Annotated in this window: 17 protein-coding genes; 5 read left to right on the top strand and 12 right to left on the bottom strand. The window is 62.1% G+C overall.

From position 1 onward, the window contains the following. Nucleotides 1–240: 240 nt before the first annotated feature. The 4 genes from BFL43_RS05135 to BFL43_RS05120 are packed head-to-tail and all read right to left on the bottom strand — an operon-like array spanning nt 241 to nt 2,603. Nucleotides 241–906: a hypothetical protein gene (locus BFL43_RS05135; protein ID WP_143695105.1), complete on the bottom strand. Its 666-nt coding sequence runs from the start codon at nt 904–906 to the stop codon at nt 241–243. A 36-nt stretch (nt 907–942) separates the two neighbouring features. Continuing rightward, nucleotides 943–1,437 carry a hypothetical protein gene (locus BFL43_RS05130; RefSeq protein ID WP_084891407.1) on the bottom strand — a complete coding sequence of 165 codons (495 nt, stop codon included), beginning with the start codon at nt 1,435–1,437 and terminating at the stop codon, nt 943–945. A gap of 49 nt (nt 1,438–1,486) precedes the next feature. Further along, nucleotides 1,487–2,365: a hypothetical protein gene (locus tag BFL43_RS05125; protein ID WP_143695104.1), complete on the bottom strand. Its 879-nt coding sequence runs from the start codon at nt 2,363–2,365 to the stop codon at nt 1,487–1,489. Then, nucleotides 2,355–2,603 (bottom strand): LuxR C-terminal-related transcriptional regulator, encoded by a 249-nt coding sequence (locus BFL43_RS05120; protein ID WP_240498072.1) that lies wholly within the window; start codon nt 2,601–2,603, stop codon nt 2,355–2,357. The genes BFL43_RS05125 and BFL43_RS05120 overlap by 11 nt, the downstream gene beginning before the upstream one ends. Nucleotides 2,604–2,832: 229 nt before the next feature. On the opposite strand from BFL43_RS05120, the gene BFL43_RS05115 reads away from it, so the two are divergent. Beyond that, complete coding sequence (locus BFL43_RS05115; RefSeq protein WP_084891401.1) at nt 2,833–3,990, top strand: hypothetical protein; 1,158 nt, start codon at nt 2,833–2,835, stop codon at nt 3,988–3,990. A 27-nt stretch (nt 3,991–4,017) separates the two neighbouring features. Here BFL43_RS05115 and BFL43_RS05110 read toward each other — a convergent pair whose 3' ends face one another. Together BFL43_RS05110 and BFL43_RS05105 are read right to left on the bottom strand one after the other, a co-directional pair. Next, nucleotides 4,018–4,809: a hypothetical protein gene (locus tag BFL43_RS05110; protein ID WP_084891399.1), complete on the bottom strand. Its 792-nt coding sequence runs from the start codon at nt 4,807–4,809 to the stop codon at nt 4,018–4,020. A gap of 17 nt (nt 4,810–4,826) precedes the next feature. Continuing rightward, nucleotides 4,827–6,548 (bottom strand): VWA domain-containing protein, encoded by a 1,722-nt coding sequence (locus BFL43_RS05105; RefSeq protein WP_143695103.1) that lies wholly within the window; start codon nt 6,546–6,548, stop codon nt 4,827–4,829. Nucleotides 6,549–6,851: 303 nt separating this feature from the next. Between BFL43_RS05105 and BFL43_RS05100 the strand changes: the two genes are divergently transcribed. Then, entirely contained in the window at nt 6,852–7,391 is a 540-nt protein-coding gene (locus BFL43_RS05100; RefSeq protein ID WP_240498071.1) for a PASTA domain-containing protein, read from the top strand. A 42-nt stretch (nt 7,392–7,433) separates the two neighbouring features. Here BFL43_RS05100 and BFL43_RS29855 read toward each other — a convergent pair whose 3' ends face one another. After that, nucleotides 7,434–8,006, bottom strand: coding sequence for a GIY-YIG nuclease family protein (locus tag BFL43_RS29855; RefSeq protein ID WP_084891394.1), 573 nt, complete (start codon nt 8,004–8,006; stop codon nt 7,434–7,436). Between the two features lie 150 nt (nt 8,007–8,156). Between BFL43_RS29855 and BFL43_RS05090 the strand changes: the two genes are divergently transcribed. Together BFL43_RS05090 and BFL43_RS29850 are read left to right on the top strand one after the other, a co-directional pair. Continuing rightward, nucleotides 8,157–9,464, top strand: coding sequence for a hypothetical protein (locus BFL43_RS05090; RefSeq protein WP_084891443.1), 1,308 nt, complete (start codon nt 8,157–8,159; stop codon nt 9,462–9,464). Nucleotides 9,465–9,506: 42 nt separating this feature from the next. Beyond that, nucleotides 9,507–9,743 carry a hypothetical protein gene (locus BFL43_RS29850; protein WP_346425944.1) on the top strand — a complete coding sequence of 79 codons (237 nt, stop codon included), beginning with the start codon at nt 9,507–9,509 and terminating at the stop codon, nt 9,741–9,743. 413 nt (nt 9,744–10,156) lie between these two features. Here the strand turns inward: BFL43_RS29850 and BFL43_RS05080 are convergent, their stop codons facing one another. The 3 genes from BFL43_RS05080 to BFL43_RS05065 all read right to left on the bottom strand — a co-directional run bounded on the left by BFL43_RS05080 (nt 10,157) and on the right by BFL43_RS05065 (nt 15,257). Then, entirely contained in the window at nt 10,157–11,635 is a 1,479-nt protein-coding gene (locus BFL43_RS05080) for an SIR2 family protein (RefSeq protein WP_143695102.1), read from the bottom strand. A 76-nt stretch (nt 11,636–11,711) separates the two neighbouring features. Continuing rightward, the gene (locus tag BFL43_RS28420) at nt 11,712–11,909 is read right to left on the bottom strand and encodes a hypothetical protein (protein ID WP_143695101.1); all 198 of its coding nucleotides are present in this window, start codon (nt 11,907–11,909) and stop codon (nt 11,712–11,714) included. Between the two features lie 897 nt (nt 11,910–12,806). Beyond that, nucleotides 12,807–15,257, bottom strand: a complete 2,451-nt coding sequence (locus tag BFL43_RS05065) for an AAA family ATPase (RefSeq protein ID WP_084891390.1) — start codon at nt 15,255–15,257, stop codon at nt 12,807–12,809. Between the two features lie 119 nt (nt 15,258–15,376). Between BFL43_RS05065 and BFL43_RS05060 the strand changes: the two genes are divergently transcribed. Continuing rightward, nucleotides 15,377–18,451, top strand: a complete 3,075-nt coding sequence (locus BFL43_RS05060) for a DUF3427 domain-containing protein (protein WP_084891388.1) — start codon at nt 15,377–15,379, stop codon at nt 18,449–18,451. Nucleotides 18,452–18,486: 35 nt separating this feature from the next. Here the strand turns inward: BFL43_RS05060 and BFL43_RS05055 are convergent, their stop codons facing one another. Together BFL43_RS05055 and BFL43_RS05050 are read right to left on the bottom strand one after the other, a co-directional pair. Further along, nucleotides 18,487–20,358: a DUF262 domain-containing protein gene (locus tag BFL43_RS05055; protein ID WP_084891386.1), complete on the bottom strand. Its 1,872-nt coding sequence runs from the start codon at nt 20,356–20,358 to the stop codon at nt 18,487–18,489. Between the two features lie 48 nt (nt 20,359–20,406). Further along, nucleotides 20,407–24,231: a DNA methyltransferase gene (locus tag BFL43_RS05050; protein WP_240498069.1), complete on the bottom strand. Its 3,825-nt coding sequence runs from the start codon at nt 24,229–24,231 to the stop codon at nt 20,407–20,409. Between the last annotated feature and the right edge of the window lie 38 nt (nt 24,232–24,269).

Here is a 24,269-nt window from a genome sequence, read left to right as displayed (position 1 = left end):
TGGTTTTTGTCCACGGTTCAGCAGCCGGCGATCAGGACACTGGATGCGCTGCGTGGCGATCTGTCATGAGTCACCACGTCGTCCGTTTCCATAGCGTCACACCGTAACAAGCCCGATGGAGCTCAGCTCGTCATACGAACGTACGAACTTCGCGGAATCTCCTATCCGCAAGTCGATTTGGGATCGAGAAACTGTGACCGCGACAACACCCTCTCCGTTGGCAATCGCCCGCTTTGACGCTCAGCGAGCCGATACCTCGAGGCTGCTCTCCGACAGGGTGAAACCGGTTCCCGCAACGTCGTCGGAACAGGCGACGGTGGCGACGTCGATCGCGGTGCACGTGATGGATCCGACGCGGTTGACCTGGCCTGGGGCGAGGATCGGGAAATTATCGGAAGGATAGTTCCGCCAGGGTTGTCCACCGGTGCACAGGGTGCGGACCACGTTGCCGTTGGTGATTGCCGCGGCGCCCTGCCTGGTCGGGAGGTTCGATGCGCAGGGCGCGACTTGTACTGCGGGACCGGTGTATCCTATGGCCAGGCACGCGGCGGTCGGGCGATCTCGTATCCCACCCCATTGACCTGCCAGCTCTGTGCCGGCCTCACAGACCACCGTCCCGTCCGCTGTTTGAAAGCTCGGGTTGGCACTGGCCGGAACCGCAGGTGCCGCTGGCTCCTGCGTGGCAGGGCCGGGTGTCACACCCGCTGCCACAGTGACAGTGGTGGTCGATGGACCGGCGGTGTCGGCATTCGCGTCCGACCGGGCGAGAATCACGTACGCAGCGACCGCGCCGGTCACCAGGATCAGGATGATCGCGACGATGGCGAGGATGAGCACCGCACGCGAATTGCTGGAAGGACGCCCATTCGAGTGGCCGTCGAACGATTGTCCTGGAGGTCTGATCATCTGTGCTGGCGATCAAAATGGCTGCGGTACAAAGCGTCAGCCACGAGGTGGGAATGGTGGCGGGGCGATGGGATCGCCGGCGGCCGGTTCTTGCACCCACAGCGGCCAGCCGGCAGGAGCCGGAGGCCAGTGGGCGTCGGGTTGCCACCCCGGTCCTGGTGCCCAGCCGGCAGGAGCGGGAGGCCAGTTCGGTGGTGGGTTGAATCGCATGGCACCGCCGGGTGAAGGAGTTGCCGGCTGACGCATTCCGGCCAGAGCGCTAGTCAACGCTGGAGGCCAACCTGCATTGGTCTTGCGAGCCCAAAGCTCGATGGCACCGAAGATCAACGCAAAGATGAACCATGGGAGGGCTTTACCGATCTGACTGCCCAGATTGCTGGAGGAGTCGGTGCTCGTCTCCCCCGTCGAGTAGCTGATTGAATATTCCGTCGACGACTCCACACCTTGAACCATGAAGATGTAGAGCACGGGAAGGATGAACAACACCGCCAAAGCTCCCGCAACGTGCTGCGGTTTGAGCTGAAATCGCATGTGTCTGAGCGTAAAGCGCCGCAGGTCGACGGCCTATCATACGATCGGATCACAGTCGTCGGCGAAGCCATCCGAGAACGCCGCCGGTGTCGACGACGTCGTCACCGGCCACACGCCGGTTGATGGCGTCGACGTCGTAGAACGCCTCAGCCCTGGCACGAATCGCCTCCACCGCCTCGTTACTCGGCTCAACCAAGTTCGGACGCTCATTCCCCACCAACCGCGTCCGGAGACCGGCCATGCGCGCGGATTCCTCGTCACGCAAGGCTAGACGCGCGGAGGCCTCCTGTTGCCGCCTGAGTCTTTCATCCACAGCGCGTGCATGTTTGGCAGCATCTTCGAGTAGCTTGACCCGTTCGTCGAGCTTCTTCCGGCGGGCGTCCAGCCACACTTTGCCAGCTGACACAGCTTGTTTGTCCGACGCTCGCCGGGACGGCTTCAGCTTGGTGATCAGCTCCTGCATCGCGCTGGCCTCGACCGCGGATGACGCGATCCAGAACAGATCGGCGGTGAAGTCGATGTCGCCGAGCCACCCGCCGGTTGCTGCTTCCGACGAAGTGATCACCGCGACCGCCGACCGTGCCTTCTCGACGGGCTTGCGGTCCTTTTTGTCGCACAGCGCAACCTCACTGTGGGTAACCAGATACCCCGACTCCACCAGAAGCCTTTTGTCGGAGGCTTGTTCGTTCTCCAGGCCCTCACGAAGCCATGCGCCGGCGGCGAGGACGATCATCGCCACGAATGCCCCGGCGAGCAGGAAGCCGAGGTGCAGCATCGAGGCTGCAACCAACGCGGCAGCCACGCACACGGCCGCCACAACGCCGGCCGCACCTGGACTCGACACGACCGTGAGCACCGGCCGACTCCGCGGCCGCGGGGCGCCGACAGCGTAGTACTCGAACCGCTCGCCCACCGGGTCAGAGCTCATCGACGGTGATGAGGCCGTCCTGCAGAGCCCGCGCCAGCAGCGCGGCCTTGGTGTTGGCCGGACGACCCGCGGCTTCGTACTTGCCGCGGATACGGGCGACGTGGGTGCTGACCGTGGCGGCACCGATGAACAACGCGCGGCCGGCCTCCTCTTTGGTATCGCAGATCAACCAGGTCCGCAGGACCTCGACCTCTCGCTCGCTCAACGTCGGCCTGGTGGCCCGGGCTGACTCGTCCATTGTGTACATCACGGATCCGATCTCTTCTTCGTCGACAGCCGGGAAGTGGCCGTCAGCAACGAGGCGAACTTAGCGAGGGGGTATGACAATGAAATCCGTTGCGCGAGTGACGTTTTTACTTACATGCGTGTTCTTTCGAACGCATGGTCGAGCGGCGCAGTTGATGGCCCATCACTGTCAGACCCCCTCGCTACCCTTTCCCTACAGACAACAGAGAGGGAGGTGCCTGATGTCCAACATCTTCGACTTCGACGCTTCCGCTGCCGATGGATGGACAGCATTCCGTGATGAGCTGGCCACCCGGCTGACCGGACTGCAGGCCTCGGACACGGTACGGGTGAGTGCGCCGAACGCAGCCCTGGACGGCAGCGGGCCTGCTGCCCTGTTCACGGTCACCGATGACGATGAGGTGCGGTGCGTACTCGGTCCGACCCTGCTCGGGCAGGATCGCGAGATCGACGACGCCGAACTCTCGCTACTCATGGAACTCGAGTGGGATTCCATCTGCGAAGACGAATGTGTCGTGGAGCGTCCTCGCGACGAGATCGAACTCGTCGTGAACGCCGCCACGGCGGTGATGCAGGAGCTGTGGCAGGTGGTGCACCCGACCTTCCTGCTCACGGTCCACGAGACACCCCCGTCCACGCCTATCGTCGCTGTGCAGCCGACCGGCCAGTCGCATCTGCGGGCGCTCGTCGATGACGCGGTCGAGCGGATGACCGGGTCCGCGCCCACCAAGGACGACGACGGGGACATCATCTTCACCGTCAACGACGAGACGTCGTGGCTATGTGTTGACGCTGCGGATCCGGTGCTCGAGATGTTCGCCAATCTCCCTGTGGATGTGCAGGACTCGGCGACAGCCAGCGCGGCACTCATGACGTTCTCGTCCACGTGGCCAGACATCAGGTTCGTCTTGCACGAGAGCCACGTCCGGGTGTCGATCAGGATGGACGCGACGGTCTTCACCGATGCGGTGCTGCGGTCGACGCTGATCAAGTGGTTCGACTTCCTCACCGATGGATCGGGTGAGGTCGCGAAGGTCGTCGCTCAGGCCACCCCCGACGTCGAGGTGACAGACGGAGGGTTGCCGGCCGGCCTGATGGTGATCTTGCAGCTCGACGACACCGACCACGGTCCCCTGTCGCCGCACGAGATCGCGACGATCTGCAACTTTGATCGAGACGACATCCTCCAGTACCTGCGGGTCAGCGAGGAGCAGGAATTGTCCTGGCGCAGTTCCATCTACGACGCACTCTCCCGCGAAGACGAAGAAGAAGCGGCTGCCTGTGAGCATGAGGAGAAGGCGTGGTCGGCGACGGTGAAGAGCCTGCGTGAGGCGTTGCGGTTGGTGGTTCTGACGAGTCGGTTGGATGAGGTCAGGTAGGACGCTTCGCCGCTCGTCACATCGTGGTCAGGGTGCGACTCCCAAGTCGTCACAGGCGAACGCGTTGGCGTGTGCGTCCCAGCTGTAGCTGAAGGTCGTATCGGGGACGTTATCCGACCCGTTCGGTTGCCACTGACCACCGCTGAACAGGTAGTAGTTCTCTTCCCTGCGACCGCCACCCGGTACCGGCGATCCTTCCTGTGTAGCGGCGGTCAGCCGGTTCACCGTGAGCTCGCCAGGCGCGCGGCACGCGATCGAGTCCTGGCGGCCGTGAGATGACCCGAGATACCAAATCCCCTCGGTCTTCAGACCGGTGCGGTCGGCGGTGGGTGGCTGGGGCAACGCCACCAGGCCACTACCATCCCAACTCACGACCGCGAATTGTTCGGCGTTGCCGCCACCTTGAACCAAGTGGAGGGCGATGTCCGCACCCTGCGCGCGACTCAGAGCGAAAGCGCCACGATAGATCTCGGCCGGATCGGTATACACCTGGCCACCAGACGACGCCGGCTGGACCCACTCGTACCGCTCACCATTGATACCCGCGACGACCTGAACACCACTGGGGCCATACGCAATCCCCACCTGGTCAGTGGCACCATCACCATCGACGTCCACATCGGCGACGTACTGGCATCCCGTCGTCCCCTCGCACGGATCGATCGGCGGTGCGGCGTCGGCGGTCACGGATCCGCCGGCACTGGGGCCTGCGTTGCCGGCGACCACCGTTCCGGCGGAACCGTCCACGCTCTGCGTGCATCCGGTGATAACCAGGCAGAATGCCGCGGCGGCGAGGACCGGAAGGAAGCGATGTGTCATGAGTCGAGCAACTCCTGTCATGGGGCAAATCCGATGTAGACGGCTTCGGTCACCGACACCTGGCGGACGTTGGCATCAGGTCCCCCGACCTGCACGACCCAGCCGGAACCGGTGCGTTCGATCGGGTCCGCTCCCTGCCCCGCCCACACGAACAGCTGATCTCGCGGGGCACCGCAGTTGTAGGGCGCGGACCACCCCGCCCGGCCGCCTCCAGGCGCGACGCCCCGGTTCTTGATGTAGCGGCACTGGGTGCCGTCGGCCAAGACCAGTCCCAGCGGGAGTTCCGGCGACGCGGCGACGGGTTTCGCTCCCGGCAGTGGCCGTGTCGGGGCCACCAGGGTCAGCGTTTTGGTGAACGGGTCGGTGACACACAAGACGTAATTCGACCCCACGGTCGGAGCGCACGGTCCCTGTCCATCGCCGGACGGACCTGAGCACCAATAGATCCCGTCATCGACGACGCCAGGGACACTTGCGGCGTCGCAGCCGAAGTAGCCGTAACTGTTGCGGGTGGTGTCTTTGAGCCACCCTGGCGCCGTTCCCCCCGATCGGGTGAACGGCCGTTCGATCGCCGATGCGGTCGACCCCGTCCCACCAGATCCCGGCACGCAGCGGCACACCACCATCGAGGTGATGATCGCCGCACTGCCGACACCGTCGGCCCCGATGCGGTACCCGATGTCGCTGTCCGGTTGAGCCGCGAACACGAGGCTGCGGCCGGATCCGTCGGTCGTGTCGGTGACAGGTTCGCCGTACAGGTCGATGGCATCGGCGACGGTGTCACCCAGCGTCAGGCCGTCGATGGTCCGCGCGGTGTCCCCCGGATTGATTTCCTGCAGTGACCCGTCGGGGCCGAAGATCCATTCGCAGTCGGCCCAGATGATGATTGTTTGGTCGCCGCGCCGAGTCCCACCGGCCGGGAAGTCGTTGTGCTGAACTCTGATATCGGCCAGGGTCTGACCCAGAGTGATGCCTTGCAGGGTGTCGCCGTTGAGTGCGCTGGCGGAGGCGTCGGAGTTCTGGGTGGCGAGCAGACGAGCCTCGAGCTGGGCCGGGTTCGCGGCGGTCACAAACACGCCACCGGTGGCGTCGGCGATGCACTTCAGGTCCGCCGAGGCCTGTCCCTGCGTTTTGAAACCGACCGTCGAGATCTCCAGCTCGGGATGGTCGAGTTTGAGTTGGCGGGCGACCTCACACGGAGGGTCGGCGCAGATGTCCTCACCGTCGGAGATCAGCACAATGGCTGCGGGAGTATCCGTCGTTAGCACGGCCGCTGCCCGTCGCAGTGATTCGGCGATCGGGGTATAGCCACGTGGCACAAGCTCATTGATCGCGTCGTGTGAACCCGCCACATCCAGCGCACCCAACGGGACGATCTCCGTCACGTCTAGGCAACCCGCACCGTACTCGGCCGGGCTGTTCCCCGTGCCGGTCCCGTAGGTGAGGATCGCCAACTCGGAATCGGCTGGCAATGCATCAACGAGAGTGTTCGCTGCCCGCTTCGCGGCTTCGATCCGCAACCCGGGTGCATCGTCGGTGAGCATCGAATCGGAGGCGTCAATCACGAGCGCGGTCGGCGGGATGTCGGCGGTGATCTTCGGCGCCGCGTTCGACTGATCCGGAACCGCTTGGCCATTATCTGCGGACGTGCACGCCGACATCACCACGATGACGATCGCAGCGAGCGCCAACCACATCACGCGTCTCGGGCGCACGGGCAGCAGCGGACGCGTAATCACTAGCCGACGCTAACAACCTGACCAGCCCACCGATATCGTCTGATCGTACGAGCGGACCTTGGAATTATCTGGCGCAGTTCGAACTGCGACGTTCTTCGCGGTGAACCTCAGGTCAGCGATGGAAGCGCGTCTGCCCTTGGCTATGCCACGGCGCTGTCGCTGTCGCGTGCTATACCTTTCGGGCCTCGAATCTCGATCCGCGACATGGGTTTCCCACGAACATGTCTCGGCGCACCCCGTGTAGTGAGCCGCGCCTCGGAACATGCGCACCCCCTCAGCTTTTCCTCAACAGAGAGTTGCCCCATGAACACACGCCCGTCACCGTCACCGTCGCACGATTCAAATGCTGATCAGCGGACTCGGCGGGCGCCGCACCGGAAGGCCAGGCGGTCGTGGATGGTCAGCGGTATCGGTGCCGCCGTCCTGCTGCTCGGGGTCGCCGGAGTGGCCGGCTGCTCAGACGACAAGGAAGCCACCACCACGACCACGTCATCGGCCTCGACGGTCACCGTCGCGCCGAGCACCGTGACCGTTCAGCCGACGCCAACCACCACCGCCGAGACGGCAGCACCGGCGCCGGTCGCACCGACAACCACGTCCGCGGCACCCGCGGGCGGCATCATGCCGGCGGTGGTGTGCATGAATCTTCAGGCAGCACAAAACCTCATCCAGGACAACGGAGTCTTCTACTCCCGAAGTGAAGACGCCACCGGCGAGGGACGCATGCAGGTGAACGACAGCAACTGGGTCGTCGTGGGCCAGTCTCCAGAACCCGGTGTGGCAATCACCGAAGGTGACGCGGTGTTGTCCGTTGTGAAGATCGGTGAGACGAGCGCGTGCTGATCGCGACGGTGCCGACTCGGCCGGCTTAGCTGGTCTCCGACCTCACTGAGCGATAACCGGTAGTTCGTTTGCCGTCGCGACGGCCGCTCTGCGGGCAGCTCGCAGGGTTGGCCGGAAAGGGCCGCTCGCGCCATCGATGTTCAGCGGGAGATGGACGGTCTCGATCAGCTCGTCCTCCAGGAGCCAAGGCTCGGGGTGGATGATCCACGAAACAAATGCGTTGTGGGCCATCCACTCCGACAGCCGACCTTCGCCTTCACCGAACTTCATTCGTTCAGTGGGACCTACGCGCCTGAGTCGAATACCCAACTCCTCGGACAGCAAGCACCCCAGTGACTTTCGCAGGGTGGAGACCGATGCGTCTCCTGCGTAGTGGAGTTTGATTCGCCGTCGGATGTTCTGCTTACTGGCTACTCCAACCGAGGACGGTTTGCTCGGACTGATCCCGGCATAAAGCAGCACGAGGCCGTCGTCACGGTGGATGCAGTTCGAGACGTCGATGTCTGCGGGCAAGGCCTTGAACCACCGAGGGAAGCGAGCGAACTCGACGCCCGCGGTTCGTTGGGCGGCAGCCACCAGCTGGCGAACGTGTCGGTGCCGGACCGTGTATCGCATCGCAATAAGCCCTCAATCGAGCAGGCCAATTACGCGTCCCCGGAATCGATACATGTGCAAACGATCGTCGTTGTAACCGACCGGCGATACCCAGTGTCACCATGCTCGAATAGCCTGAGCGGACAGAGCAGGATGCGAGGAAGGCACACGGTGGTCGATAGCGACGAAAATATAGTTCCGGTATGGACCCTGGCCACCCAGGACGTCACGGTGCCTACGCTCATGGCCGACCTATCTATGACCCCCGAGCGCCTCAACGAGTTGCGAACTGTCCTTGCGGCGATGGCCGATTCACCAGTCGCCACCTTGGAGGCACATCCGCTCCCCCTGAAGGTTGACCGAAGCCTGGGCATCCATTTGGACAGCGCGAGCCCGCTGGCAACGCACCTCACGCAGCTGATTGGTCAGACGTCGAAGGCCGGTTCCACAGCGGCCGCCGGCGTCGGCGGCGAAGCCCTCTACAAGATGGTCGTTCCCGCGAAGGTCGCAGCCAAGTTTGGTGCCGGGATGGTCAATCCCATGGCCTCGAAAGCGGCTGCCGGTGGTGTGCACAGTGCCCTCATGGGGCCGTCGGGCGTCGTGGCGCAGGCAACATTCGTCCCCGTCGCCGGTCAAGCTGCGGCTGCCGGCGCCGCTGGTGGATCAGCGGCCACCGCCGGGGTCGCCGTTGCGGGTGCCGGCGCGTTGACCGTGGCTGCTCCCCTGGTGTTCATGGCCGTTGCTGTCGGCGTCAGTGCGCACGCCGACCACAAGCGCCAACAGGCACTCGAGAAGATCACCGTCCTGCTCGAGAGGCTTCACGACGATGCGCTTCAACGTGAGCGCAGCGTCCTCAATGGTTGCCGCGACGCCATCGACAAGGCGACAGGCATCTTGCTCGACCAGGGGCGGGTTGGCGTTTCTATAGGGCTGGATTCGGCCGTGCACGCCATCAGCATCGGCTTGGCCGATGCGGAAGCGCGTCTGAAGAACTGGGAGAAGGGTCTCGCCGGACTGCAGAACGGACGGGCAGAGCTGAATCCGCTGCGCAAAGCGTTCAGTGGAATCGATGAGGAGGGAGGTGAATTCCGCGCTCACCTCGAGCTCGCCGAACTCGCCATTGCACTCAAGAGGCGAGTGATCGTGCTTCAGGCCGTTGAGCACGCGCAGGCGGACCCCGGCAATCCTTTCAACAACTTCGTCCGATCACTCGCGAGCGACCAAAAACGGGTCAATGAACTGGAATCGAGGATTGCGGCAGTGCTGACGGGTCTGTCCCAGCTCAAACTAGATCGCTCCCACGGCGTGCGCGACTTCATGTTCACCGCGGGCGACGTCGACGCGCTGCTCCGCGCCAGCTTTCTGCTGCGCGACTTGGAACCGGCCGTTACCGCAGCCAGCCTTCAGCCGGACGTCGCGATCGAGATGGTCCGCGAACTGGACGGATCGGTTGTCGTCTTCCCTGCGCTTGCAGCATGAAAGTCGTTCACACCGAACCAACCCCAGTGCATAGGAGCGAGGATGGCCAACGGTCGCAATGCCGAACCCGCGGTCGTCGCTGACAAGATGTCGCGTATTCGCGACGCACACGTCGCACCGCTGAACCGTCTTGCCGACAACATTGCCGACTCGCAGGGGCTTCCACGAGGTCACGTCCCCTACGTCGACCCCGACCAGGGCGGAGTGAACGCGCGGTTACTGGTTCTCCTCGACAATCCATCACGAAAGCAGAGTCCGGAACCGGCTCCGGTCTACTGAGCCTCGATAACAACGATCGAACCGCCCGCAACTGCCGCGAGGCATACGCGCGGCACAACGTGTCGTGGTCTGACGTAGTTCACTGGAACGTGGTCCCCTTCCCTGTCGCTGGCGCTAAGAATGGCGGATCGACGCCCGCGGAGCGCTCTCAAGCCGCGCAGTGGGCTGAGCAGTTCGTGGATCTGTGTCCTCGTGTCGAGTTCGTCTTGCTGCTTGGGGTCGCTGCACGGGACGGATGGGACCGCACCACGATCGACCGCGACATTCTCGTTCTTCCCGGGAAGATCCCCCACTGCTCAGATCGTGGGCTTAATTCCGCTGGCGGACGGGAAAGATTTGAATCGGCTGTCGCGCAGGCATCAAAGCTGCTCCACGAATAGCGCTGCATAACAAGACGGCGTTCATCTTCGAAGCTAGCGACCGCCTACGCCGAGGTCCCTGAGCGCGTCCACGAGCGGCTTCATCGTCGCATCCGTAACGTTCTCAGCAGCGGTCAACAACGTGCGCGCGGCAGCGGCGACCGCTTGAGCATCCTGTTCGAGCAGTCCGTCGAACCGCTCGTCGAGAAGCCATGAAGCGTCCGTGGACGCGTGCGCGGCCACCGCGTCCAAGAAAATCTCCATCTGCCGGACACGGTCGGCGGTGTCCGATCCCTGGCAACTGATCCAATCCAACTGGTCACTCCACAGCAGTTTGCGGGTCGGGTCGTCGGAGACGTCCAAGAATGTGCCGAACTCGCCCGTCAGTTTGTTGGCCTTGCGGAACTCGTCGACCTCTAACGTCAAGCGCGAGACATTGTCGTCGGTCAGCGATGCGCCGACAACCAGCAGATGCTTCGTGAGGAGCATCGATTGGAGGAGTGAACCGGCCGGCTTGGCGGTCGCGTCGAAGGTCACGAACCGTCGGCGAGTAAGCACTATCGACTCGGGCCGTTTGACGTCTCCGTGCATCTTCAGAATCCAAGAGCGTTCCGGCGCAGTCGTTTCCCGTGGTAGTACGCTGATAGGTCCGTTCCCTGCCGCTTGCACCGCCTCTTCGTAGAGCTGGTCGTAGTTAGTGGTGACGACCTCCGTGCATCCCAGCCCGGCCAACAGCGCGTGGGCCAACGACGGCGTTGTGACTTTCAAAACGATGTCTGCGACCCTCGCTCCAAGATCAGGCATCAGCTTCTCCAGCAATTGCGCCTGATCGAGCGCGGGGAAGTTCGCCAAGTCCGGAACCTCGACCGTCGAACGCTCTGCGAGCTCATTGAGCAACTCACCCCACCCGGGCAGACCCGCCCCGATGCTTACACCGGCGCCCAAGAACAACGCGAGGTGCCCCTGCTGCGCCAGCCTGCCTAGCTTGACCACGTCCTGCACCTCGGCATCATTCAAAGGCCAGCGGTACTGCTCTCGTCGGTGGTGTTGGGCTGCACTGAAAATCGCGCGATCAGGTGTCACCAGCACGACGTCGATGCTGAGCTCGGCCGCACTCACGGTCAGCGTCTTAATGAGTTGCGCCAGGACGTCGCCTTTGCTGGAATCCATTCCCCCACCGCTGGTCGCAAGAACCGGGATGGCGACGCGGAGTCGTTTGCGTCCTTTGCCAATCGCCGGGTCGGAGTCTGCAATGGCGAACAATGCCGCCGCCACGCGTGTGGTCAACAGCCCTTGTTCACCGCGCGCGATGTCGCCGACATCGATGAACCAGACCTTGCCGTCGTTGACACTCGGTTCGAACCCACGGCCCGGCCACTCCTTGGGCCGCGCGGCCTCCGCCGACTTACCGACGATCCCTTCCCAGGCAGAGGTCAAATGGAAGGCAGCGTCGGTCGGAATGATCGCCACATCGTGAGCGATAGCTTCGAGGCGTCCTAGAACAACGAACAGATGGCCAGTACTCGCAGTCACTGGACGAATCTAGCGTGCTCGCCGTTCAGACCGGGTGCCCCCGTGCTGACGAGGACGACGCCGCATCCACTAAGTGCTACGTTCGCCGACGGAGCTCGGAACGCAACTGGTTGATGTTGCGGACGTGTACTTGTCGCTGCAGGGTCAGAGCGCGAAGCTCAGCCGCTTCCTCGGACGTCAGGGAGTCCCCGCGCTTGGCCAATTCCTTGATCTCCAGTCGCGCGGCTCTCTGACCCGAACGTTCGACTTCCAGTTCCGCTCGGATCTCCTCCACGGTAGCGTCGCGGAGCCTATGTTCTAGACCGCCGACACGGCCGCCCGGCGAACCGCCATTTTCGATACGCCGAATATGAGCCGCGGACCACAACACACCCAAGAAGACAGCGATTCCACACCATGAAGCGATAGCGGATCCGGCGCCGTACTGCCCAAACATTGCCCTTAGCAGTGCTTCTCCAAGATACAGAGCAAGTCCTGCGATGATGAGGATCATGATCGCCAAGGAACATCCCCGGGGCGACTGCTGTACGTCGCTCAACGGCACCACCTTTCGTCGGTGGGTAGAAATTATCATTCGCCCCTGACAATTCGGCCGCATGGTGCTCGTGGCAATGATTCATCCTGAGGGCGTGAATGACTGACGCGTAGTGAGTAATCCGCAGGGCTCAGACGGCGTCGCAATAAACCGGGGCCGCGCTATGAATACCCGCCAAAACGATTTCTCCGCACGAGCCCACGACCACATCGACTCCCAGCACCTGCATCACTGTGTCGTCGCTCCCTGGATTGATTCACACCTTCGCACCCGGCTGCGAAGATCCCGCTGGTGTTGCCAGCTCCACCACACGCTCACACAGCACGCGTACCTCTCCCACCGTGGGCGCTAACTCATACGCGTGATGGTGACAACAAGCGCTGAGCTGATTCCACGCAAACTCAGCCCGCGCTGTCCGCTCTGCCCCGTCGAGCGACCGCAGTATGGCAAGCCGCGTCCTCATCGACGCGCCCGCACACTCGGCACCAACGACTTTCAGCCGCTCATCGACGAGTGCCTCCACCGCCTGACGGGCGACAAAGGCGGCTAGTCGCGCTGAGTTGCCGGAACCTGGCCCGGTAGCGCCGTTCAGGATCCGTTCCGACTCTCGCAACAACTGCGCAACCGAAGACCCCGTCACAGCTCCGCCAGAATGTCGTTGACTGTCTTGTGCAGGTCCCCGACGTCGTCTTTCGACAGACTCGCGATGTCACCGTGGGAGCCCCTGTTGCTAATTGAGAGAGCCGGGAATCGGTGTTTGCGATACGACCGCCACGCCGCTATGTCAGCCTTCGCGTCTCCGTGGACTGCCAGCGCCACGCGCTGATTCGTCTTCTTGTGGAGTTCCCACTCCACCTCGGACTCGTCGTGCGGCTGGCCCGCTGCTGCACGTTTCGCGTAGAAAACCTGCTGCGCAGCTGATTCCAGTGCCAATCGAAACAGTCCGGGAGCGGCGCGCCGCTTGATGTCGTCGCCCACGTGTTCATCAGCGACCAACGCGAAGGCGTCGTTGGCGTATCGCTTGGCCGGGTTCTCTGCAGTCTTGACCGTGATCGATGATCCGGTCTCGCGGGTCACCTCCAGGAGCTGGGCAGGAACGCCGAGCTGGCGAATCGACGCTGCCAGACGGTCGTCGTGCGAAAAGACGATGACCTGGCGGTTCTCGGCGAGTGTGCGCAGCACACTGATGAATCCATCGATCTTGGCTGGGTCCATGGCCTGAATGGGATCGTCGAGAACGATGAACCGGAACGGGCTCGCTTGCGCGGTCGCCCGCGGGATGAACAACGCAAGGGCCAGGGCATGCAGCTCTCCCTGGCTCATGACCGTCAACGCCGCTGCGGGCTGACCGTCCACGCTTCCTTCGAGCACGGCTTTCCGATGGGTTCGCGCGCCCTGCAGGGTGATCGAGCTGATATCGACGTTGCTCTCTTGGCGTAGCTGTGACCAGATCTCGCGCGCTCGGTCGGCGATCGGTTGCATGCGCTGATTGCGAAGCACGTTGGCGTTAGCGGTCACCCACTTCTTGGCCGCGTCCAGACGTGCAACGACGTCGTCGCTGCTGCGGGCGGTGTGCTCGAGGCTGAGCCAACCGTTGATCTTCGCTGCGATGGGAGCCCACGCATCCTCGAGAGCCTCTGCGGCGGCGGTTGCCTCGGCCTGTAGCTCAGCCGAAGCTTCGGCAACCATCGGCATTACCTGGTCGGCGTGGTCAGCAAGAGCGACATCGCTAGGCCGAGCACGGGCATCGGCGACCGCTGCCGAGTAAGCCCCGAGTGATGGCAGCTGCACCCCGTCGATCGGCGCGACACCGGCCAACCCAGAAAGCAGCGCTTCGGCGGCGGCGCGCGCCTGTTTCAGCTCGGCCTGCGCGGTGCGGTAGTCGCTCAGCCGCTGGTCTTCGGAGGCTAGGAAATCTCGTGTGTGTTGCTTCCACCCGTCGTCGAGCACGCCCACGCCGCACACCGGGCACTGCTCGTCGTCGACGATGTCGCGATACGACAACGCCTGCCGAAGCAACGTCGACCTATGCTCGGCCGCGTCGAGGGCTTGATCAGCCAGCTCGAGCGCCTTCGATTCTCGCTGCCGCAGTGTTGTTGTCGCTGAAACGACATCGTCGAGATCTGGCACTGAGATCTCCGCGATCGCGCGTAGCTTCGCCACTAGAATCGTCTGCGGGGAATCGGCGCCACTCACCAGAGCGGTCACCGCGTCGAGATCTGGCTGCCGCTTCTTCAACAGCTTTGCGGCGTCCACAGCACGTGCGTCGCCGGCACCCTGCAGAGTGACTTTGAGGTCTCGCAGAGCATTGGTCGCAACCGCTCGGGGCTGTTTGCGTTCGCTCAACAGATCCGCAAGGCGCTTCTCGGCGTCCTGGATCTCCTCGAGCCCCAGCAGTGTTGCGAGCGCGTCGTAAAGCTTCGACGGCTCCTGATCGAGTAAGCCCCCGATCTCGTCGTAGGTCAGCAGCGGTCGGTAGATGTCGAGTGCATTCGACCAACCCAGACTGCTTGTGCCTGGCTGCCGTTTCGCGCCCGCAACTTGAGTCCAGGTCTCGCTGCCCGCCAGGTCAGCACCGTCGGCCCAGTCAACGCCGGCAGTGGTGACCTTCGCTCCCGGGACGGCAAACTCGACTCGGACCTCACAGGGGTTGCCCTGATGCAGATTTCGCCAGCTGTCGGCCCACATCTTCGCTCGCTTGTTGCGCCACCGATAGCTCTCGCCAGTGAGAGCGAACTCGAGACCTTCCGCAAAGCTCGACTTCCCGGAACCGTTCCGGCCGCTGATCACAGTGATTCCCGGATAGGGCGACACCTCCAGAGTTGCCCGCGGACCGATCCCCCGAAAGCCGGCGACGGTGATCGACTTCAGATAGGCGCCCAGCGGCTCGACTACCTCAGCATCGCTAGCCGACGGGCGTTCCACCGGAGCGGCAGTACCGTCAATTTGCTCTCGCAGTGCTCCGCCGCTCTCGAGGGCCGCGATCACCGCATACTTCGATTGCTCGTCGAGTCCGGAATCCGCATCGAGCAGATCCCAGACCACCTCGGTCAGAGACTGCTCAACCGTTGGGCCGCTCTCGGTCATCGACGCTCCTTTGCGTTATCCGAACTGCCACTCTCGCAGATCGATCCGACAGAATCAGTCGTTACAGTTTCGCGGGTGGAACGTCCCACCGCGTCGGCACCGCGTGATCTACTCCAAGGGTGAACGAACCACTCCCCCGCGGTATTTACGAGTTGCTCCATACGCGACGAGTCGACGCGGATGTGCAGGACCAACCGCTCGTTCCCGATTTTGCCGACATCGCCGACGGTGATGCCCCGACGGTGCTCAGCCGGCATCTCGCCGACGCGCTTGTTCGACATCTCAGCGCACTCAGGCCGGCGGACCAGCTTGCACGAGCCAACGAGCTTCTGGGTTACCTCGGCGAAATCGACGACGAAGTGCTTCGACCCGAACTCCTGGTGGCACTCCGCGGCGTCGACGAACCTAAGCTGCTGCGGCCAGCAACTCCACTCTCGGAAGTCGCCCTGCTCACCAACACCAAGGGTGAGTCGAACATGGCCGGCGAGGTCGCGCATGAACTCGCAAGTGCCGACCAGGTGGATCTTCTGTGCGCCTTCATCCGGTTCGCGGGGATCTCGGTGCTCGGCCAGCAACTGGCCGCTCTACACGAACGCGGCATCCGTCCGCGCGTCTTGACGACGACGTACCGCGGCGCTACCGAGCGCCGTGCCCTCGACACTCTGGTCACCAAGTACGGCGCACACGTCAAGATCCGTTACGAGACTGCCTCCACCCGTTTGCACGCCAAGGCGTGGTTGTTCCGTCGCCGTAGCGGCTTTGATACCGGGTACGTCGGTAGCTCGAACCTCTCGAGGTCCGCGATGGTCGACGGGCTGGAGTGGAACGTACGGATATCAGGTGTCAGCACTCCCTCCCTGGTGAGGAAGTTCGAAGCCACCTTCGATACCTACTGGAACGATCCAGCGTTCAAAGACTACGACCCGTCCACCGATGCCGACCTACTCGACCGCGCGCTCGCAGAGGCCGGCGGCAATACCCAGGGACGGCAGACGCTCACGGTTTCCGGTCTCGACGTGCGGCCGTACCCGCATCAGGAACGCATTCTCGAAGCTCTCGACGTCGAACGGCAGGTGCACGACCGTCACCGCAACCTCGTCGTCGCGGCGACGGGCACCGGCAAGACGGTCGTCGCAGCACTGGACTACCGAGGTTTGTGCGATCGAGCGGGCCGACGGCTTCCGCTGCTCTTCGTGGCGCATCGCAAAGAGATTCTCGAACAGTCGCTTCGGATGTACCGAGAAGTACTCGCAGACGCCAACTTCGGTGAACTCTTCGTGGGTGGCGCCCGACCTACTGACTGGAAGCACGTCTTCGCGAGCATTCAATCTCTGAACGCGACAGCACTCGACAGCATCGATCCAGGCCAGTTCGATGTGGTCGTCGTCGACGAGTTTCATCACGCCGAAGCAGCGACCTACAAGCGGCTGCTGAACCATGTCCGGCCAGCGGAGCTTCTCGGTCTGACCGCAACCCCAGAACGCACCGATGGCCGGGACGTCTTTGCCTGGTTCGACGGCCGCGTCGCTTACGAGTTGCGGCTGTGGGATGCGCTCGAGCAGGACCTGCTGTGTCCGTTCCATTACTACGGCGTGGCTGACAACACCGACCTGCGATCGATCACCTGGTCGCGCGGCGACTACCGCATCACCGATTTGTCGAACCTGTACACCGGCAACGACGCCCGCACCCGGCTGGTCCTGCAAGCTCTGCGTGACAAAGTCAGCGATCCCACCAGGATGCGTGCGCTCGGCTTCTGCGTGTCGATTGCGCACGCGGAGTACATGGCTCATCGGTTCACCCAACAAGGGGTGAAATCGGTGGCTGTGTCCGCTGATACCAGTCCCGTCGAACGCGCGGCAGCGTTCGCCAATCTGAGGGCCGGCGAGGTGCAATGTCTGTTCGGCGTGGACGTCTTCAACGAAGGTCTCGACATCCCTGACGTCGACACCATCCTGCTACTACGACCCACGCAGAGTGCGACGATCTTCCTTCAGCAGCTGGGCCGCGGACTTCGGCGCACGAAGACCAAAGCAGTGCTGACCGTCCTCGACTTCATTGGGCAACAACGTCGAGAGTTTCGCTTTGAAAACAAGTTTCGCGCACTCACTGGATCCAGCCGTGGACGACTTCTGAACGAGATCAGCGAAGACTTCCCGTTTCTCCCCGGCGGTAGCCGCTTGGTCCTCGACAAAGTTGCCCAGGACATCATCACCGAGAGCATCAAGCAAACGATCCGCCTGAACCGTCGGGCTGACCTCGTCGCCAGCATCGCCTCGCACAAGCCGCGCACGCTGCAGGAGTACCTCACAGAGTCCGGTCACGACCTAGTCGACGTGTACGGGGGCACCGCCGGCAAATCCTGGACTGCACTGGCCCGCGATGCCCACATCGCAACGCCTGAAACGGGCCCCGGCGAAGAAGCTCTGCTCCGGCGGATACGGATCATGACGCACGTCGATGATCTCGAGCGGGCAGGCGTGTACCGAAAGATCGCCCAACAGGGCGGCCCGCGCTACGACGAGCTGTCACCCCGTGAACAGGCATACGCCCGCATGCTGTTCTTCCTCCTGTGGCCTGACCGCGGCGACCTCGATGACTACGACGCCGGTCTCCGGCATCTGCAGGCCAACCCCGCCATCTGCGAGGAGATTGGTCAGATCCTCGACGTCACTACTGACCAGATCAGACATGTCCCGGAACCGATGGATGCCGACGACCTCCCGCTATTTACCCACGTGCACTATCGACGCGAAGAGGTCCTGGCTGCCATCGGGTGGGCGTCGTTGACGCGCAAGGCCTACGGACAAGCAACCGGTGTCGTCTGGACGGATGACGGTGCGACTGGCGCGTTGTTCGTCAACCTTCACAAAGACGAAGGGCAGTTCAGTCCCACCACGATGTACCGCGACTTCCCGATATCGCGCGAGACGTTTCACTGGGAGTCTCCGAACAACACCACAGTTGATTCCAAGCTTGGTCGACGGCTCCTCGGGACGAGCGGCGCGGATGGCAAGGTCTTGCTGTTCGTTCGCGACCGGCCCAACGGTGACATCGGCGCCGAGCCGTTCATCTTCCTGGGCAAGGTGGATCTCGTCAGCCACCAAGGTGAGCGGCCGATCTCGATTACCTGGAATCTGCACCGCCCCATGCCGGCTGACGTATTCGCGAGTGGGTCGGTGGTTGCTAGTTAGTCGCAGAGCAACCTTCCGCACCGCGCGTTGCTGAATTATTCCACGTCATTGCATCCTTCGGCCAAAGTTGAATTGATACCGAATTCGTCGGGATGCCAGACAAGTTCCGCTAGCTGCCTATACAGGCCCTGCCGTTCGTCCATCACTTCGCGCGAGTACTCCTCCGGGTGAGGGTTGAAGACAAGCGATTTCTTAAACCTGAATTTTGCAAATGAGGGGTTGTGGTCGTAAGCGCTGGGATGGAGTGAGCGGGCTAGGAGGTTTTGACCAGCGTAGTGTTTAACCTTTTTCACATACTCCATGTCTCCGTAGCTTGCGTTAAAGCTTTTCGGTAGTAACAACAGCCCGCCGAATCGATTACGCGTCTCAGCGAACACGTACTCATTCTCGATTTCAGGATGACGCTCTGGATGGTCCGCCCAGACGTGCTCGATTTCGTAAGGATCCTTCGTGTCTTTGCTCATGTATGTGTGAAAGGCCTGGCCAGTTCTGCACTGCTCGTCGATCCATGCGGTGATTCTCGCCAGAAGGAAACGCACCCTACCCCTATTGGTACCGTTTAGTCGAAAGTTCGCGATTGCATCGAAAGAATCGAGATCGTCGCCGTTCTCGATTCGGTCAAGAAGAAGCGCCTGAAGTGCGTCGACGTGAAGATCCCGGATCTCCTTAATCAGAGTGAACATCGAGTAGGTCATCTGAGCGTATGAATAGTTCCGGTAATTAACAATTCTGCCGACGATCAACCGCTCCAAGAAGCCCGCGATCACTTCAGCCTTCGCCTGGAACGTGGCATCGTCATCATCAGGCGTGACCGCCGCAAGGATGACAGGATACTGGAGCGTAAACCCGGTCCAGGACAGGTAGTGAACGTGATCGAGTCCCGGTTGAGGGCTTCCCGCCGCAACGAGCAGGTCGCGATAGCGGCGGCTCATCACCTCGAAATCCCGATTGACCAGCGTCGCGTAAGTTGTGGGCCCACTCAGGCCGAGGCGGGGCCCGTTGTCGCGGACCCATTTCTGGTAAGTGGTACCGATGTTCTCCCAGTCACGCTGTGCTGCACCGGGTTTTCTTTCGCGCATCGTTTCGGCATATTTTGCCCGCAGCCAAGCCTTGAGAAACTCGCGATCCGCTGTGCTTTCGACACTTGCCAACTCGGACATGCGCTCGCGCCACAGGGTGTTGGCGGCGGGGATATCGGTTTCGGGCATGTGGGCAAGTAAGTAGCTTTTCAGCATGTCCGTCGGCGTCAGGCGGGCACCACGATCGTTCATGGTCTCGAACATTTCGAGCGCCATGGCCTGATCGGTCGCTGAAATCTCGACGACGACTACTCTCTCGAGCAGCCATTCGACGAAAAACTGCAAGGTCGATGGTTCGGCAATGTCCGCCGGGAACAAGACCGGGAAGTCATTGAATCTGCGCCAAAGGCGCTGTACTGATTCATCGCGCGTCGCATCGACATTGAAGGTTCCGTTTTCGAGAATTGCGTGCATAACCTCGGCGCGCTGCGGAATGTCCAGGTTGAAGGATAGTTCGCCGAACTTCTTCGAGTAAATCAGCGGCCTGATGTTGCCATCGGGGTCGCCATGCAAGTGAATCAGATGCGCAAGAAGAAGAGTCAAAGTCGTCAGTCTCTGCTGACCATCAACCAGAAACGATGTAGCATCCTCCTGCGCCGTGACGATCGGCCCGAGGAAGTAGGGGCGATAGGACGCAACCTGTTTCAGCTCATGCTCGGGCTGGTATTCATCGAGAAAGCGCCCGGAAAGATCATTGAGTAGCTCCGCGAGATTGGCCTGCGACCACGTGTACTCACGCTGGTAGTACTTAAGTCCGTACTTTCGACCGGTGAATAATTCCTTGATAGTCTTGGGCTTGCCATCGATACGGTCAGTGACGATCGTCATCTCCCGCTTCCTCCCTGGGTGATTTGGGCTAGTGGAAGTGTGGCGCCTTTAAGGTAATGCTCGTTTTATTGAATGGCGAGGTCCCTGACCTGCCGGTGCCCCTGCCAACGACTCCCAGCCTGTGCCGCCGCGCGCAATAGCGGCCGCCAATCGGTCGTACGCCTCCAGGACTAGGGCCCGCGTGCGGTAGTGTCCGCAGACACGTTCTTCGTATTTGCGGACAACGGGGAATGAGTCGAGAACGTGCTCTGTTTCTGAGCGGGTGAGGCCGTAGACGTGCATGAAAGCGGCGTCTAGGTCGGCACGGAGCAGTGTTCGTCGTTCCGAGTTCCACTTGAATGGTGCCCCATGATCTCCGAGTTCCCGGGCATACGGCTGAAGCCGCCACGAGGTGTACGACAACTCCAGAGCATACGGAAGGACCCAGGTGGCCAACGTGCAACCGGATTGCCAACCCGTAGGACCTGCGAAGGTGGAAGGAGTGGGACATGCGAACTGTCGCATCAGAGTCATGTTGAGATGGGTTCCAGCGTTCTTCTGACGGACGACGAAATCGAAGGGCAAGCTACTCCAAACGGATTGGAGTAGGGCTGCGTCGCTCCCGCATCGAGGAAAAGCAAGCGGAAACCCGCCCGCGACTGCGGTGTAGGGGAGAACTGCGGGCGTCATTGTCCGTGAGTCACTAGCTCGGGCTATGTCTCGCCAGCCGAGCAACCAACCTCGATCCCATTTGCCGCGTAAGAATTTAGCGACTTTCGGCCGCTCAATCCAGTAGCGAGCTTGCACTTCTAGGTAGGGATCGCCATGTTGTTCGTCTGTGGGGCGCGGGAGCGACCCAACATTCAGTTGGGCCTGGGTCGCATCACGATACGTAGAGAAACGATGGTCGAAATGACCGAGCATTTTCGCCTCATAGAGGGGAACGTACTCTTGGCCATTTTCATCGTACGACCAGCCGTTGAATTCTGCAGCGGCCAGGTCTTCCGGTTGGCGGAACAGACCCGAGTCATTCGCCATGTCGAAGAGTCGGGCGAAGGACAGGCCCCAAGGATTCCCGTCGGGGGCGTTATCGTGGATAAGCACGGGGTGGCGGCGGTATATGCCGAGCGTGATGTCAGCATCGGCGCGTGTGCGGAACATCGGCAGAGTTCCGGTGTTGGGGTTCATTGCGAGAACCTCGTCAGGGGCGAGTTCAAAGCGGCGTGAAGGAACGTCAGCGAGGTGCCTGGTCAGAAATGCAAACCGGCTACGCGCTGCGGCACGCTGCCGACCAGCCATTGCGGTGATTGCGAACCGAAATGAATGGTGGACCTCGGCAAATATCTTTGCTTCATTCTCAAAGTCATAGAAAGCCAGAAGTCGCTTGTTGCTAAGGGTGTCGGAGAAGAATGGTGCCGTGGTCTTGTCGGTGCCCAGTCCGGTGGGTGTAATGATTCCGGCGATTCCGTTAGGCGCTGCGATGGTGCGCATTGTCTCGGCGAAGACACTGTAGGTATTAACATCGCCTTTTCCCGTAAGCGGGTAACGGCCGCTTTTTAATAAGAGGTGGCTTGTGCCATCGGATTGCCGTAGCGCGTCGCAATAGCTCGTGTACAGGTCAGGATCGATTTCAGCCAGCGTCTCAATCATTTTCTTGCGAATGGCGGCAGTCTTCGAGTCGGCGATGTCGTTGCGCCCAATATTGGCGAAGAATTCCTTGTCTTGAATCTTTACTCGCTCCCAGGGTGGGTTGCCGACGACGCACGAAAACCCTCCAGTCCAACCAGTGATCGGGTCGGCGGCGGCCCCGTCGTTGGGGACGGTGAAGATGCCGGGGAACTCAAGGTGCCAGTGGAAGAAGCGGTACTGACGGGCGAGTTGCCGCACCGATTCGGTGATAGCTGGGGGGACTGCGTCGACGTTGTCGACGAACTGGCGTACCGTGTTGTGGGTTATGCCCTGCCCGGAGCTCTCGAAATTCTCCGGCTGGGGTCCAACCGTTTTTGTCTTAGATTGCACGAATGCTGCGCACCATGCGTCGCCGACGAGTTTCGCCGCAACCATTTCAGGGTCGGCTTCGAGGGTGCGCCATGCATCGGCTCGTGCCCGAATTCGCCTGAGGTCAGCGGCGCGGCCGGTGTCTGCTTCGCGTGCGGCTTTGGTGAACTTCATGGTTTCGACATTCAGTGTTTCGTGACCGAAGCTGAATGTCAGCTGGGCATCGATCGCGGCACGTTCGGCTTTGTTGCGGGCTTTGAGCTTGCTAGTCCATGTTTTGTCGTCATCGCCGAGAACAGTGAAAGCAGAGTCAGGAATGTTGTGGCGTAACAGTTCTGGGGTGGTCCCGAGGAGCGCGTTGCCCACTTTGAAATGTGCGTCAAGGAACGGGAAGGGGCGATTGGCATCGAAGGCTTCGAGCCAGAGAGCAACTTTGGTTATCTCGATAGCGAGGTCGTTGAGGTCGACACCGTAAATACAGCGTTCGATGACATCCGCGGTGGCGGCCCTGAGGTCGATCGGGTTGGGTTCGGTGTCTCCGGTGCGCACCGTTGCCACTGCGGCGGCCAAACGACGGGCCGCAGCGACAACGAAATGGCCAGAGCCCACCGCCGGGTCCACCACGGTGAGAGCAAGTAGCGCCGCCTCGGGGTCGGGTGCTCGCATGGCTTCGTCGATCAGCGGGTTGAGTACCTCGTCGAGAACGAGTGCGATGAGATCGGAAGGGGTGTAATAGGAACCGGACTTCTTGCGGTCGTTGCCGGCGGCGATCTCGAGGGTGAATGTGCGGGCCGCGGCGTCGTAGCGGGGAGTGAAAGCCAGCAGGCCTTCGTACATTCCGCCGAGTTCTTCACTGTCGAGATTGCGGTAGTCGACTGGCCGTGGGATCCCCGTCGCCGGGTCGTCGATCTCGGCCAAAGCTTTAATGGCGGCCAGGAAACTACTATTGGGCAGTTTCGCGCCGTCGAGCACGCTGAGGTTCTCGCGCGCGAACAAAGTCGCGCCCAACCCGTTCAGCCCGAGTACGGGCTGTCCTTCGCCGGCGACGGCGTCGGTGACGATCTGGTGTGCTTCCCAAAGATCGGTGTGGCGGCTACCGCCCCGTGTGCTGGCCATGCGTCGCAATCGTGCTGTGGAGAAGTGCACGGTGTAGAGCGTGCGGGCGTCGGATTCGGTGGCCAGGGTGTGGAGTAGATCCCGGTCTTCGGCGACGAACAGGACGATGAGCCGATAGGCGATGCGCAGCAACGCGCGATGCAGGTCGCGGTCGGCGTCCTGGGCATGCGCGAGGGTGTCGCGGAGTGCGGTGTTCGCTGGGTGGCTCACGAAGCCTGTACCGAGGTGTTGTAGTGCGGTCGCGACGCCTTGTTGGAGGGTGAGTAGTGCCCGGGCGCCATCTTCGATCGCGGTGGTGCGCCAGGTTTCGAGCCAACAGTCCTCTGGTTTGAGCCCTGAGTCCGCTGATTCTGTGTCGCTCTCAACCGGTTCCGTGCTCTCGGCGCGTGGGGCGAATCTGCTTGCATGTGCAGTGAGGAACAGCAGCCGGAAATCTGCGTAGCGCTGATTGGTAAAGATGTCATCGAGGTCGAACTCGACGTAGGACTGTTTGGCCAGTGTCGATGCGTCGCGCAGCAGTCTCAGTGTCCGACCGTTCGACAGCAGTGCCCACAATGCGCGGTCCTCGCGGTTGAGGTAGTCCTGCACCATCGACTGGGGTGCCCTCGCGGTCACACCCTCGGTTCTGCCGTCGAGCGGGACGCCGGCGCCCAGCAGGTGCAACGGCACCCATACCGCGAATTGTGTGGAGTTGGGCCAGGTCAGGCGGTGGGAGATCGGGAAGTGTGGTGGGGAGGTTTCCCCGAGTCCAGGTGCCACATCGAGGCCACCGCCGACCACCTCGGGGCGTCCCCACCCGAGTTCGTAGAGCAGCGGGA

The sequence above is a fragment of the Williamsia sp. 1135 genome (assembly GCF_002095395.1).
GTDB lineage: Bacteria > Actinomycetota > Actinomycetes > Mycobacteriales > Mycobacteriaceae > Williamsia.
Note: the sequence above shows the minus strand (reverse complement) of the source record. Positions and strands in the feature narration are given on the sequence as shown.